The organism is Pseudoalteromonas sp. 2CM39R (assembly GCF_023161845.1).
This window is the reverse complement of sequence record NZ_JALNTM010000011.1, coordinates 114,528-127,603: the sequence shown is the minus strand read 5'-3', so window position 1 is coordinate 127,603 and position 13,076 is coordinate 114,528. Positions and strand designations below refer to the sequence as shown.

General features: G+C 40.5%; 13 protein-coding genes. 5 read left to right on the top strand and 8 right to left on the bottom strand.

Annotated features, from left to right (window positions below; genetic code table 11):
• Positions 1–2 precede the first annotated feature (2 nt).
• Entirely contained in the window at positions 3–467 is a 465-nt protein-coding gene (gene trmL / locus MTF66_RS23025) for a tRNA (uridine(34)/cytosine(34)/5-carboxymethylaminomethyluridine(34)-2'-O)-methyltransferase TrmL (RefSeq protein WP_010391841.1), read from the top strand.
• A 69-nt stretch (positions 468–536) separates the two neighbouring features.
• Here the strand turns inward: trmL and gpsA are convergent, their stop codons facing one another.
• Genes gpsA through MTF66_RS23005 form a run of 4 tightly spaced genes read right to left on the bottom strand, consistent with a single transcriptional unit; the run spans position 537 to position 2,796 of the window.
• On the bottom strand, positions 537–1,544 hold the full coding sequence (gene gpsA / locus MTF66_RS23020) for an NAD(P)H-dependent glycerol-3-phosphate dehydrogenase (RefSeq protein ID WP_055012423.1): 1,008 nt from the start codon (positions 1,542–1,544) through the stop codon (positions 537–539).
• Between the two features lie 3 nt (positions 1,545–1,547).
• Positions 1,548–2,036 (bottom strand): protein-export chaperone SecB, encoded by a 489-nt coding sequence (gene secB / locus MTF66_RS23015; protein ID WP_010391837.1) that lies wholly within the window; start codon positions 2,034–2,036, stop codon positions 1,548–1,550.
• A 38-nt stretch (positions 2,037–2,074) separates the two neighbouring features.
• Complete coding sequence (gene grxC, locus MTF66_RS23010) at positions 2,075–2,332, bottom strand: glutaredoxin 3 (RefSeq protein WP_010391834.1); 258 nt, start codon at positions 2,330–2,332, stop codon at positions 2,075–2,077.
• Positions 2,333–2,364: 32 nt separating this feature from the next.
• Positions 2,365–2,796 carry a rhodanese-like domain-containing protein gene (locus tag MTF66_RS23005; protein ID WP_248528911.1) on the bottom strand — a complete coding sequence of 144 codons (432 nt, stop codon included), beginning with the start codon at positions 2,794–2,796 and terminating at the stop codon, positions 2,365–2,367.
• A 447-nt stretch (positions 2,797–3,243) separates the two neighbouring features.
• On the opposite strand from MTF66_RS23005, the gene gpmM reads away from it, so the two are divergent.
• From gpmM to MTF66_RS22985, 4 genes are read left to right on the top strand one after another with little or no spacing between them, the layout of a single operon-like run.
• Positions 3,244–4,788 (top strand): 2,3-bisphosphoglycerate-independent phosphoglycerate mutase, encoded by a 1,545-nt coding sequence (gene gpmM, locus MTF66_RS23000; RefSeq protein WP_248528909.1) that lies wholly within the window; start codon positions 3,244–3,246, stop codon positions 4,786–4,788.
• Positions 4,789–4,791: 3 nt separating this feature from the next.
• Positions 4,792–5,934 carry a murein hydrolase activator EnvC gene (locus tag MTF66_RS22995; RefSeq protein WP_010391825.1) on the top strand — a complete coding sequence of 381 codons (1,143 nt, stop codon included), beginning with the start codon at positions 4,792–4,794 and terminating at the stop codon, positions 5,932–5,934.
• A gap of 33 nt (positions 5,935–5,967) precedes the next feature.
• On the top strand, positions 5,968–7,233 hold the full coding sequence (locus tag MTF66_RS22990) for a S41 family peptidase (RefSeq protein ID WP_010391823.1): 1,266 nt from the start codon (positions 5,968–5,970) through the stop codon (positions 7,231–7,233).
• A gap of 57 nt (positions 7,234–7,290) precedes the next feature.
• The gene (locus MTF66_RS22985) at positions 7,291–8,043 is read left to right on the top strand and encodes a divergent polysaccharide deacetylase family protein (RefSeq protein WP_041709615.1); all 753 of its coding nucleotides are present in this window, start codon (positions 7,291–7,293) and stop codon (positions 8,041–8,043) included.
• A 58-nt stretch (positions 8,044–8,101) separates the two neighbouring features.
• Here the strand turns inward: MTF66_RS22985 and MTF66_RS22980 are convergent, their stop codons facing one another.
• The 4 genes from MTF66_RS22980 to ftsE all read right to left on the bottom strand — a co-directional run bounded on the left by MTF66_RS22980 (position 8,102) and on the right by ftsE (position 13,075).
• On the bottom strand, positions 8,102–9,973 hold the full coding sequence (locus MTF66_RS22980; RefSeq protein WP_248528908.1) for a methyl-accepting chemotaxis protein: 1,872 nt from the start codon (positions 9,971–9,973) through the stop codon (positions 8,102–8,104).
• A 336-nt stretch (positions 9,974–10,309) separates the two neighbouring features.
• Entirely contained in the window at positions 10,310–11,173 is an 864-nt protein-coding gene (rpoH, locus tag MTF66_RS22975; protein WP_008114893.1) for an RNA polymerase sigma factor RpoH, read from the bottom strand.
• A 241-nt stretch (positions 11,174–11,414) separates the two neighbouring features.
• The gene (gene ftsX / locus MTF66_RS22970; RefSeq protein ID WP_008114892.1) at positions 11,415–12,401 is read right to left on the bottom strand and encodes a permease-like cell division protein FtsX; all 987 of its coding nucleotides are present in this window, start codon (positions 12,399–12,401) and stop codon (positions 11,415–11,417) included.
• Positions 12,398–13,075, bottom strand: a complete 678-nt coding sequence (ftsE, locus tag MTF66_RS22965) for a cell division ATP-binding protein FtsE (RefSeq protein ID WP_008114891.1) — start codon at positions 13,073–13,075, stop codon at positions 12,398–12,400. Before ftsE ends, ftsX begins: the two co-directional genes overlap by 4 nt.
• Position 13,076: the final 1 nt, after the last annotated feature.

Genomic DNA, 13,076 nt, shown 5'->3' with positions numbered 1-13,076 from the left:
TTGTGCTGGATATTGTTTTATACCAACCTGAAATTCCGCCTAACACCGGGAATATCATTCGTTTATGTGCCAATACAGGCTATGCACTGCATTTAATTGAACCGTTAGGGTTTGAATGGGATGACAAACGTGTAAAACGCGCTGGCCTTGATTATCACGAATTTAGTCATGTGCAACGTCATGCTTCATTTGAAGCTTACTTAGAAAAGTGCCAGCCTAAAAAAGTGTATGCGTGCACCACTAAAGGTAGTCAGTTTCATCACCAAGCACAGTATGAAGCGGGTGATTGCTTAGTATTCGGCCCAGAAACCCGAGGCTTACCTGATGACATGATTCAAGCACTGCCAAACGAGCAACGCGTGCGTATTCCTATGCAAGCCGATAGCCGCAGTATGAATCTATCTAATGCGGTCGCTGTGTTTGTGTATGAATCTTGGCGCCAGCTTGGTTTTCCAAACGCCCAATAAGGTTTTAGGTTTTAGGTTTTAGGTTTTAGGTAAACAAAATACCTGTCACCTAAAACCTAGCAGTTCGTTTTATTCTGATTTCTGTTCACGACCTAATAAGGCCATAGCAGCTGCTTTCATGTCTTTATTTTCATAAAGTACTTTGTATATTTGCTCAGTGATTGGCATTTCAACACCAGCACGCTGCGCGAGTAGATATACTTCTTTGGTATTTCTAAAGCCTTCAACTACTTGGCCGATTGATGCAATCGCATCATCAACACTTTCACCTTGACCTAAGGCTAAACCAAAACGGCGATTGCGCGACTGATTATCGGTACAGGTTAGAATTAAATCGCCTAACCCAGCCATCCCCATAAAGGTCTCTGGCTTTGCACCTAGGGCACAACCCAAACGCGATAACTCTGCTAAACCACGGGTAATAAGCGCGGTACGTGCATTTGCACCAAAGCCAACACCATCAGAAATCCCTGCACCAATAGCAATTACGTTTTTAACCGCACCACCAAGCTGTATGCCAATAAAGTCGTCATTGTTGTACACTCTAAACGAGCGACCGCAATGTAATAAATCGGCAATTTGTTTCGCAAATGCTGATGACGTTGATGACACCGAAATAGCGGTTGGTGAGCCCTTAGCCATTTCTTTGGCAAAAGTTGGCCCCGAAAGCACTGCTAATGGTACTTCTTCACCGAGTTCTTGCACTGCCACTTCTTGCAATAAACGCCCAGTATCTGGCTCAAGCCCTTTAGTAGCCCACGCTATTTTTGCATCTGAGCGCAAAGCCGGTTTAATTTGCTTTAACGTGTCAGCAAACGCATGACTTGGCACAACAACTAAAACAATATCGCTAGCTGCTGTTGCATGCTGTAAATCGGCTTCAAGAGTTAAGGTATCAGGAAAAGGAATATCAGGTAAGTAACGTTGATTTTTTCGCTCAGCTGCAAGCGTCGCAACGTCTTGGCTATTGCGCCCCCATAAAGTCACTTTGTGACCATTTCGGGCTAAACAAATAGCAAGGGCGGTGCCATATGACCCCGCCCCTAAAACAGTAACAGCTGATGTTGCTGTATTCATAAATTATGCGTCTGCTGAAGCCTGCTCAGCTTGCGCTGTGCGTTGCTGCATGTACTGTGCAAATAATGCGTCAAAGTTAACTGGCGCAAGATTAAGCTGTGGAAACGTACCACGGTTTACTAAGTTCGATACCGCTTCACGTGCATATGGGAATAACACGTTAGGACAGAATGCACCTAGCATGTGTGCTAATTGCATCTCTTCAACTTCAGCAATAGTAAAAATACCTGCTTGTTGAATTTCACACAAAAACGCAGTTTCTTCACCGATAGATGCTGTCACAGTTAATGCTAAAACAACTTCGTATACACCTTCATCAAGCTTATTAGAGCGTGTATCTAAATCTAGTTTTACTTCTGGAGCCCACTCTTTTTGAAAAATAGCTGGTGAATTTGGCGTTTCAAACGACACATCTTTAGTGTAAATACGTTGAATAGTAAACTGTGCGCCTGCATCAGCTTCTGCTGCTGCGTTTTGATTTTGTTCGTTCATTGTTATTCCTAACCTGTTATTTATTATAATTAATTAAATTAAGCACTCAGCTTAGCGTCAAGGTGACCTTGTGCTTCTAGTGCCATCATGTCGTCACAGCCACCGATGTGTTCATCGTTGATAAAAATTTGTGGAACCGTGCTTGCGCCACCGGCTTTGGCGATCATTTCATCGCGAAGCTCTGGCTGAACGCCAATATCAATGTTTGTGTATTCTACACCTTTGCTGTCTAACAGCGCTAATGCGCGATGACAAAAAGGACAATATCCTTTGGTGTATAAAACAACGTTACTCATAATTAATCCTTAATCGGTTTAGCTAAGAGATATTAGCGACCGCTTGTTGTTGGCAGACTTGCTGATTGCCACGCACCTATACCGCCAGATAAAACATAAACCTGTTCATAGCCTGCTTTATGCATTGCGGTTGCAACACCTGAGGCAGTCATGCCTGCAGCACATACCACTATAATGGGTTTGCTCTTATACTTTTCAAGGGTTGAGAAATCAGATTCTTTAGCTTTTTCTGGGTTTAAATGCACAGCACCGGCAATATGACCTGTTTTAAACTCTTTTTGCCCGCGCATATCAACAACCTGACCGTCTTCGCGGTTAATAAGTAACGTTAACTGCTGAGGATTGATCTGACGAATTGCTGAAAATTTACTTTTTATTGCGCCACTAACAATAAGAAACGCAATCGCAACCCAAGCTAGGCTTAGAATTGGATGATTTGAGACAAATTCAATATATTGATCCATTCGACTTCCACTATAAAGTTACATGCTAAAACAAGGTGTTTTAGATATTTAATTCATATTTATTGTACTTACACAATGAGCAGTCACTCATCAATAAGTCAATTTAGAGCACTGCTAGGCTACTCTGAATTTTACCTACACATAGGCTTAACTTACCCCACAAGCCTATTCAATACTTGAATAAAATAGGGATTAGCCGCGCAAGTATACCCAAATCAGCTAAAAATGCGAGTTTAAGCACGCGTGAAAGCCACAATGTAGTGCTCTTTTAACTGAAAAATAACCTAACCCTTTAAAATATTCAATTGAGAGAGTGAGCTCATTGAAAATTTTTAATATCTTCTTTTCATTGCTGATCCTAGCTATAAAACACGGTATGCTTAAGCTTGGCATGTTGGCATTAATGTTAGCGTGTATTTTAGCAACGCTAATTATTCAGGAGTGACTATGACAGAGCATAAAAAACCACTGGTATTAATGATTTTAGATGGCTGGGGATACAGAGAAGATGAGCAAAGTAATGCCATTTTAGCTGCTAATACCCCTGTGTTAGATGAGCTTTGGGCAACTCGCCCTCATACATTAATTTCAGCATCGGGTTTAGATGTGGGTCTTCCTGGTGGTCAAATGGGTAATTCTGAGGTTGGCCACGTTAATTTAGGTGCTGGTCGTATTGTGTATCAAGATTTTACTCGCATCACAAAAGCCATTGATGATGGCGAATTTGATACAACCCCTGCACTGGTTGAAAACATTGATAAAGCTGTTCATGCCAACAAAGCCGTTCATATTATGGGACTGCTAAGCCCTGGTGGCGTTCATAGTCACGAAGATCATATTGTGGCGAGTATACAATTGGCTGCAAAACGCGGCGCTAAAGAGGTGTACTTTCATGCCTTTTTAGATGGCAGAGATACTCCCCCACGCAGCGCTAAAGCATCAATTGAGCGTATTGAAGCCTTGTTTAGCGAACTTAAATGTGGCCGTTTAGCCTCATTAATTGGTCGTTACTATGCCATGGACAGAGACAACCGCTGGAACCGTGTTGAAAAAGCGTATAATTTAATCACCCTAGGTGAAAGCGACTTTGATTATGAAGATGGCGTAAACGCACTTAACGCGGCTTATGAGCGCGATGAAAATGACGAATTTGTAGCAGCAAGTACTATTACCCCGAAAGGTAACGAATCAGTAAAAGTAAATGATGGCGACACCATTATATTTGCCAACTTTAGAGCAGACCGCGCACGCGAAATCACTCGCGCCTTTGTCGAACCTGATTTTGACGGCTTTAATAAGAAAAAATCGCCCGAGCTTAGTGCCTTTGTGATGATGACTGAATACGCTGCTGATATTGATGCGCCAGCGGCTTTTGGCCCAACGCCGCTTAATAACGTACTTGGCGAATGGTTTGAAAAACAAGGTAAAACTCAGCTACGTATATCTGAAACTGAAAAATATGCCCACGTTACCTTTTTCTTTAGTGGCGGACGCGAAAATGAGTTTGACGGCGAAACTCGCGAGCTGATCCCATCTCCTCAAGTAGCAACGTATGATTTACAGCCAGAAATGAACTCACAAATGCTTACCGATAAACTCGTTGCAGCAATAAAAAGTGGAAAGTATGATGCCATTATTTGTAACTACCCTAATGGCGATATGGTCGGCCACTCAGGTGTATTTGAAGCGGCAGTTAAAGCCTGTGAAGCAGTAGATAGCTGTATTGGTCGTGTAGTTGATGCCCTTAAAGAATATGGTGGAGAAGCACTAATAACTGCTGATCATGGTAATGCAGAGCAAATGGCAAACCTTAAAACAGGCCAAGCGCACACAGCACATACTAGCGAGCCAGTACCCTTTATTTATGTAGGTCGTGACGCACAAGCGCATACCGGTAAAGCCTTGAGCGATGTTGCACCTACTATGCTGCATTTAATGGGTTTGGAACAACCTGCAGAAATGACCGGTTCGCCAATTATGGTGTTGAAATAATTTATGAATAAAAGCGCATGCCGCATCATTGCGTGTATATGTGTACTAAACTCATTAGCCACTGGCGTTGCAGTGGCTAATGAAGATCGTACCAAAAAAGACCTATCCCAAGTACAAGTTGCTTTAGAGCAAAGCCAAGCTGAGTTTCAACAACAGCAAAAAGAAATAGCTAAACAGCAGCAAAAACTAAAAACACATGAGCTCGCTATAGCGAAAAACGCTAAAGCACTTAATATGGCTGAGCAATCCGTTAAAAAAACACAACAACAGCAAGCAGAGCAACAACAACGCGCGGCAAAGCTTGAAAAACAACAAGCCCAATTTCAACGTATTTTAGCAGCACAGTTAAAAAGTGCTTATATGGCAGGTAGCGATGACTATTCAAAAATGCTACTTAACCAAGAAGATACCGCCAAATTTGAACGCACACTTAGCTACTATAACTACCTGAATAAAGCTCGTATAAAGCAACTTGATGATCTTAAAGCACTGCAAGTTGAGATTGCAAAAAATCAAGCTGAGCTTGCGAAAACAAAAGAGAGGCTCGTTGCTTTATTTGAAGAACAAAAAAGACGACAAGCAGCACTTCTTGGGGCTAAAAATGAGCGCCAAGCAAGCTTACAAAACCTAAAAAAGCAGTTAAATAAAACCAAAAATTCCATTAGCTATTTAGAAGAAAACGAACAAACTCTGATCGCCACTATCAAAGAACTTGAAGAAGAAGAAAAAGTTACAAAAATTGAACTACTTGGCTTAAATCGTAATAAAGGAAAATTAAACTGGCCGAGCAAAGGAAAATTAGCGCATAGGTTTGGTCAACGTAAGCACGGCGGAATAAACTGGAAAGGTGTATTAATTTCTGCATCTGAAGGGACTTCAGTTAATAGCATTGATAATGGCCAAGTAGTATTTGCCGACTGGTTAAAAGGCTATGGCTGGGTAATCGTACTTGACCATGGTCAAGGTTTTATGAGCTTATACGGACACGCACAAACCTTGCTAAAAGACGTGGGTGATATGGTCAGAGAAGGTGAAAGTGTTGCATTAGTTGGGCAAAGCGGTGGACAAGCCGATTCTGGTCTATACTTTGAAATACGTCATAAAGGACGTGCTGTTAATCCCATAAAATGGTGCAGGCGTATTTAATATCAAAATAGCTGCATCCTGTTAGAGGCAGTTATGATAAACACACACATTTGCCAACAAAAAACCTCTGTGAAAAAGCGTGCACCCTGCTTTTGTTTTATCTTATTTGTTTTATTAGTGTTTTTTGGCTTTATAAATACAGCCTATGCAAGCTCGGTTAAAGACTTAGAAAGCCAAAAAATAAATGAAATACTGTTTAATATTCACACCTACTACGTTGATGATTTAGCACTGCAAAACAGTGAGTATATTGAATACAACTCGTCTCAATTTGAACGCTTATACTCTAAGCTCGACGCCTACTCTAAGTATTTAGATAAAAATGAGCTAAATGCATTATTTAATAACACGAATGGTCGCTATACCGGCCTAGGTATAGAAGTAAAAAGCATCGAGCAACGCACCACGATTGTTAAAGTAATTAATAATTCACCAGCCAAACAAGCAGGACTTCGCTCAGGCGATATAATTACTGCCGTTAATCAGCACTATGTAGAAAATAGTCCGATTGATTTAGTTGCACAATACATCAAAGACAGTGCTAACGGTAAAGTACAGCTAAGTATTACCCGTAATAACACTCAAACACCGCTAATATTTAATCTCAGTAGAAAACAAATTAAGCTAACGAGTGTAACTAAGCAACTACTTGACTCAGGTAGCGGTTATATCGCTATTAATAACTTTTCTAATCACACTTTGCATGAAGTTGCCTTGCAAATAGCCGCCATGCAAAACCATTATGGCCATTCATTAAAAGGCCTAATTATTGATTTACGAGATAACCCGGGAGGCACTTTAAAGAGTGCAGTTGCGGTAGCAGACCTGTTTCTTCAAGATGGCTTAATTGTAACGACCAAAGGGCGCTTTTATGATTCGAACCAATCTTTTTACGCTAAACGCGGCGATATTTTGAAAGGTGCTCCGATTGTTGTCCTGATTAATGAAAATTCAGCCTCAGCAGCAGAAATACTGGCTGCAGCGTTAAAAGAAAATCTACGTGCAAAAATAGTAGGGAGTCAGTCGTTTGGTAAAGGAACAGTGCAATCACTTATTCCATTAGGCGACGGCGATACCGCCTTAAAACTAACCACCGCACGTTACTTCACGCCACTGGGAGAGTCTATTGAAGGGATTGGCGTAACTCCAAATGTGGCGATTAATCAAACAACACTTCCACAAACAAATAAAGCCGTTATAATAAAAAATGAACAATTAGAACAAAACACCGTTTTTAACGCTGAAGAATTAGCCGATATCCAGTTAGTAAAAGCAAAACAGCTACTTAGCATGCAATAAAAACGGTAAACTATTTAAAGATAATAAAAATTATAAAACGTGAAAATTATAAATTTAATGGTGTTAGCTGGGCTTTTTTTAATCCTATTTGCTACACCCTATGGTGTTAAAGCCAAACAAATAGCCATAGTGATCGATGACATAGGTTATCATCAACGTGACCTAGAATTCCTAAGTTTACCTGGGCAATTGTCTTATTCAATTTTGCCTCATACCCCCTATTCTCAAATATTTGCAACCCTTGCTAGTCAGTCAAATAAAGAGCTCCTGTTGCATGTGCCTATGCAAGCTTTAAATGGTAAAAAGCTAGGCCCTGGGGCGCTTACTTTAAATATGGATAAAGCACAACTTCAACAAACACTCGGTAATGCACTGGCGAGTTTGCCACAAGTTAAAGGGGTTAATAATCATATGGGTTCTGCACTCACTCAGCAAAGCCAAGCAATGAAGTGGACCATGGAAGTACTTAAAAAGCGTCAGTTGTATTTTCTCGATAGCCGAACAACCGAATTAAGCCAGGCGCAAAATGCAGCTAACTTTTTGGGGGTAGAAAATATTGGTCGGCATGTATTTTTAGATAATATAACTACCCCTGAGCAGCTACAATTTAGGCTAGAAGAGCTAAAGTCAAAAGCAACTAAATATCAGTTTGCCATTGCAATAGCACACCCCTACCCCGAAACTATCGATTTTTTACGCCAAGCTTTGCCGCAATTAATCGAGCAAGGATTTGAACTGGTACCAGTATCACAGCTGGTAGAACGTAAGTATGTACAAATAGCCCAACAACAAGCCATTTCATTAAACTGATGGAGTAAGCGAACGCCTTACCCCAACAGTTAATTTAACTCAATTATAAGTATGGTATTTATAAAACAAATGTCGCTACCTTGGCATTTAGATCTGTAGCTCTGTCTTTTAATACTTCGGCTTGGCTTAAATGCGCGGTAGCTGAGGTAGTTATTTCATCGGTTACATCTTTAATAGCAACCGTATTTCTAGTAATTTCATTGGTCACTTGCGTTTGCTCTTCTGCTGCAACCGCTATTTGACCCGCCATATCAGAAATCTCATTTACCGCCAAAGTAATTTCTTCTAGTGCGTGTGCGGCAGCATTTACATCATCCACACTATTGTTGGCATAGCCCTTACTGCTGTCCATCAAGCTCACTGCTTTTTTAGTGGTGTTTTGTAAGGTTTCTATAGTGGTATAAATTTCGGCTGTAGAGTTTTGTGTTCTTCTTGATAACACGCGCACTTCATCGGCAACCACTGCAAAACCACGCCCCTGCTCTCCCGCACGGGCGGCCTCTATTGCAGCATTAAGCGCTAAGAGATTTGTTTGCTCAGCAATTTCTTGAATGGTAGTTAAAATGCTCGATATAGCCTGAGCATGCAAACTTAATTCACCAATAACTGTGGTAGTTTGGTCTATTTCGCCCGCGAGTGAATTAATCGTGTTTCTGGTTTTATCAACTAACAACTTACCTTCACGGCTACTTTGTGCCGATTGTTGCGATGCGGTTGCAGTGTTTTCTGCATTAGCGGCAATTTCATGGGTTGCACTCGCCATTTCTGTGACCGCGGTAGCAACCATAGCCACTTCTTGTTGCTGACGCTGCAACTCACTGACACTGCTTTGGTTGGTGATTAAGCTTTTCTCTGCATCAAAGTCTAAGTCAGTAGCTAATTGACGAATATGACTGATCAGTTCATGTTGGCTGCTAACAAAACGATTAAAACTATCAGCCAGAACCCCAACTTCATCTTGCGTATCAACAGTTATACGCTGGGTTAAATCACCGTTACCATCTGCAATTGTTGATAAAGCTTGCGACACTCGGCTCAAAGGAGCGAGCAATACACCCAATAACCATGAAATAGCCAACACACTCAGTAAAAGTGCTACTGCAACCAGCACTAATTGGGTCAGCAATAAACTAATAAGCGGAGCCTCTAAAGTTTGTTTATCCAATACAAACAACAACTGCCAATCTGTATTGTTAATGTTTTCACCCCAAACTAGCTTCTCTCGGCCTTCACTCTCAAAGTAAACAGGAGTAAATTCACCGTTTTGACTGTTAGATAAAATTAATTGATGATTTATTTTCGAGTCAATACGCGTAATATCTGCCATTACTTTTCTAGCGTCTTTGTAGGCAATCACAGTGCCATCTTTATGCATCATAATGGCGTACCCATCTGCAGGCAAAGACATTGTATTGACGCTATCAACCAGGGCCTCAATCGATAAATCCCCCGCAACCACACCGCTTTGCGTGGTTTTAGCAATAGAAACAACCAACAGATTATACGCGGTATCTAAATAAGGTTTGGTAATTACGGTACTACTTTGAAGCAGTGCTTGTTTATACCATGGACGAGTGCGCGGATCGTAGCCGGTGCGATCAATACTGGGATCAGAGTCAGTCATTTTTCCGCTACTATCTCCAAAGTAAGTTAACTGAAAGCCACCTGAAAATGCTGCTTGCTGAAGTGCGCTGAGCGTGTTGCCCTCAACCTTATTCGCAACCGATTTAATTATCTGCTGGCGACTAGCTAGCCAATCTTCAATACTCGTAGCCTGTTGCTTACCAGATTGGCTTACGTTATCAATACTGCTTTTTAGCAGTAACGCTTTTTGAGAGGTATAGCTATTCCACGACAGCAATATAATAATAACGGCTAGGGCAAGAACGACCGATAGCAAGATTTTTTTCTTTAGTGAATATGAGTTCATATTGAGTGTAAATACTCGCGTTAAATGAAATTGAAAGGCAACAAACCAGCAATTAAATGACTTAATTTAGGCTACGATTTGAGCGATAAGTCGCTCAGGTGCGCGAATATTTTCATATACCCAAATTAAAAACAAACTAAAATCATGTATTTAAATTAAAACCAAACTTATTCATTAATTTTAAAGAGCGTATATTTAATTAAAAGATACATAGATGTGACTAGAGGTAAGCAGAACAAGAAAAACGATACTTTCTATTAACCTTTTTAGTTAGCTTTTTTAGTTAAAAAAAAGCCCCGCATTTTCATGCAGGGCTTAATCAGTTTTTTAGTGCAATTAACTCATCGCGCTTTGTAATTTTTTCATTGCTGTTTTTTCCAGCTGGCGAACACGCTCTGCTGATACGCTGTATTTTTCAGCCAGCTCTTGCAGTGTTGCTTTATCGTCTGACAACCAACGAGCACTAACAATATCTTGAGAACGCTCATCGAGAGTTTTCAAAGCGCTAAATAAACGCGTATGTGACTGTTCTTGCCATTGTTGCTGTTCAATGTCGTCAGCTAAATCAGCAGAACCATCGGTTAAGTACTGTACCGGTGAGTAAGTACTAGTTGGCGCGTCATCATTATCGTCGCCAGTTAAATCAAAGCCCATATCTTGGCCGCTCATACGCGATTCCATTTCACGTACTTCTTTTTCACTCACACCTAGCTCGCTAGCTACTGTGCTCACTTCAGCTTGGTTAAACCAACCTAAACGCTTTTTATTTTTACGTAAGTTAAAAAACAATTTACGTTGTGCTTTGGTCGTCGCTACTTTAACGATACGCCAGTTTTTAAGCACAAACTCATGAATTTCGGCTTTAATCCAATGAACGGCAAATGAAACCAAACGTACACCCACTGATGGGTCAAAACGTTTTACTGCTTTCATCAGTCCGATGTTACCTTCTTGAATTAAATCAGCTTGAGGTAACCCGTAACCCGAGTAGCTTTTAGCTATGTGCGCTACAAAGCGCAAATGCGACATAATGAGTTGCTTTGCAGCACTAAGATCGCCTTCTTCCTGAAGTCTTTTTGCAAGTTCCTGCTCTTGCTCAACTTTAAGCATAGGAATAGTACTAACAGCTTGAAGGTAGCCGTCCATACTTGCGCTTTGTTGCCCAACTGTAAGTGCCATTGCGTATAAATCTTTACTCATTTTTCACCTCGGTGATAAACATTTGAAACCATCTTAGCACTCTTTTAGTAAGAGTGCTAACTTGAATTTAAAACTTTTTTGAATCATAAATCAAGTGGTTTTTTTAGTGTTAAGTCAGTCTACGCTAGGCGACTGAATAACCTATGAATTGATTTAGCCAAAACAAAAATAACCTTTTTGCTTTGGCTTTTTTATTATTTTAAACTCAAAACATGACAGTTTTAAGAATTATATTAGGGCCCTAAACCTTATCTGGTTCTATTTCTGAGATGTAACGATTAACCGATAAGTAAGAACCAATAAAACCTAAACTAGTAGCAAGTAATACCAACGCGCCAAACTCATTAAGACTAAGCCCTATTAGCGTAAAACTGGTTTGATACACCCCTGCAACACTGCTTACTGCAGCAGATAGCCACCACATCATTAATGCTACACAAATAAAGGCAAACAATCCGCCAATCACGCCATACCAAATGCCAGTCCATAAAAAGGGAGCGTGTATAAAGGTATTGGTTGCCCCTACTAGCTTCATTACCTGTATTTCTTCTTTTTTATCCATAATAGATAAACGAATTGTATTGCCTATAATAAGCGTCACTGAGGTAAGTAATAATAGCGCAATAGTAATTACACTCTCTTTTAACAAACTTAGTAATGCATTTAGGCGCTCAAGCCAAGCAATATCAAGCTTACCAAAGTCAACTTCGCGTTCGGCTTCAAGTTTTTTAAGCAATTGCTTAGCTGCATTAGGTTGGCTATGTCGTTGTGTTGGTGTGACTAAAACTACATTCGGTAACGGGTTGGTATCTAAATACTCTAAAGCCTGACCAAAGCCAGACATTTCTTTGAACTCATCCAAAGCCTCAGTGCGAGAAATAAAAGTCACAGTTTGTATTTCGGGATATAGCGCTAAACGTTTAACTAAGGTTTGCGTTTCTTGCTCGCTCATATTTTCTTTTACAAACAAGGATATTTCGCTGGCTTGCTCAAAACCACTACTCACTTGCTGCACATTTTTTACCACTAAATATAGTGTTGCAGGCAACGTTAAACTCAAACCGAGTACTGCAATGGTCATCATTGAAGCCAATGGCGTGCGCCACATTTCTCCTAGACTGTACACACCTTGGCGAAAAATATTAATAATAAAAAAGTAACCGCCAGAGAATACTGACTTTTTTTGTTTATCATTACTATTTTGACGGCTTTTGAACAGTAAACTCATAATACCCCCTCAGCCAGTGGATCTTGGCTCATTCGTCCATCATGAAGCGTTAAACTGCGGTACTTCATCCGTGACACTAAGCCCAAATCATGAGTGGCAATTAAAACCGTGGTGCCATGTTTATTAAAGTCTTCAAACAGTCGTAATATTTCCATTGATAATTCAGGGTCTAAGTTACCGGTAGGTTCATCGGCTAGCAATATAGGTGGCGAATTGACGATGGCTCGTGCAATCCCTACTCGTTGTTGTTCACCACCAGAAAGTGTAGAAGGGTGACAGCGCACTTTATCTAACAAGCCCACTTTATCAAGCGCTCCATGCACACGTTTGGCAATTTGCTTGTGGTGAGTACCTTCAATAATTAAGGGCAAAGCAACGTTATCAAATACCGTGTATCGCTCTAATAATCGATGATTTTGAAAAATAATACCAATGTCGCGACGTGCATACGGAATTTGACGGGAATTTAATTTATTTAAATCCACGCCATTAATAAACACGTTTCCTGCAGAAGGACGTTCCATTAAGCTAATAAGCTTTAATAGTGTACTTTTACCAGCCCCACTGTGGCCAGTTAGAAAGGCCAATTCGCCAGGCTTTATATGAAAGTTCACTTTTTCAAGCGCGCGGTGTCCACCGGCATAGGTTTTACTTACTTGCTGAAAATTTATCATT

What these genes read in the sequence shown, in the direction of transcription:
- gpsA (WP_055012423.1), bottom strand. Translation starts at nt 1,544, where the DNA reads ATGAATACAGCAACATCAGCTGTTACTGTTTTAGGGGCGGGGTCATAT.
- secB (WP_010391837.1), bottom strand. Translation starts at nt 2,036, where the DNA reads ATGAACGAACAAAATCAAAACGCAGCAGCAGAAGCTGATGCAGGCGCA.
- grxC (WP_010391834.1), bottom strand. Translation starts at nt 2,332, where the DNA reads ATGAGTAACGTTGTTTTATACACCAAAGGATATTGTCCTTTTTGTCAT.
- MTF66_RS23005 (WP_248528911.1), bottom strand. Translation starts at nt 2,796, where the DNA reads ATGGATCAATATATTGAATTTGTCTCAAATCATCCAATTCTAAGCCTA.
- gpmM (WP_248528909.1), top strand. Translation starts at nt 3,244, where the DNA reads ATGACAGAGCATAAAAAACCACTGGTATTAATGATTTTAGATGGCTGG.
- MTF66_RS22995 (WP_010391825.1), top strand. Translation starts at nt 4,792, where the DNA reads ATGAATAAAAGCGCATGCCGCATCATTGCGTGTATATGTGTACTAAAC.
- MTF66_RS22990 (WP_010391823.1), top strand. Translation starts at nt 5,968, where the DNA reads ATGATAAACACACACATTTGCCAACAAAAAACCTCTGTGAAAAAGCGT.
- MTF66_RS22985 (WP_041709615.1), top strand. Translation starts at nt 7,291, where the DNA reads ATGGTGTTAGCTGGGCTTTTTTTAATCCTATTTGCTACACCCTATGGT.
- MTF66_RS22980 (WP_248528908.1), bottom strand. Translation starts at nt 9,973, where the DNA reads ATGAACTCATATTCACTAAAGAAAAAAATCTTGCTATCGGTCGTTCTT.
- rpoH (WP_008114893.1), bottom strand. Translation starts at nt 11,173, where the DNA reads ATGAGTAAAGATTTATACGCAATGGCACTTACAGTTGGGCAACAAAGC.
- ftsX (WP_008114892.1), bottom strand. Translation starts at nt 12,401, where the DNA reads ATGAGTTTACTGTTCAAAAGCCGTCAAAATAGTAATGATAAACAAAAA.
- ftsE (WP_008114891.1), bottom strand. Translation starts at nt 13,075, where the DNA reads ATGATAAATTTTCAGCAAGTAAGTAAAACCTATGCCGGTGGACACCGC.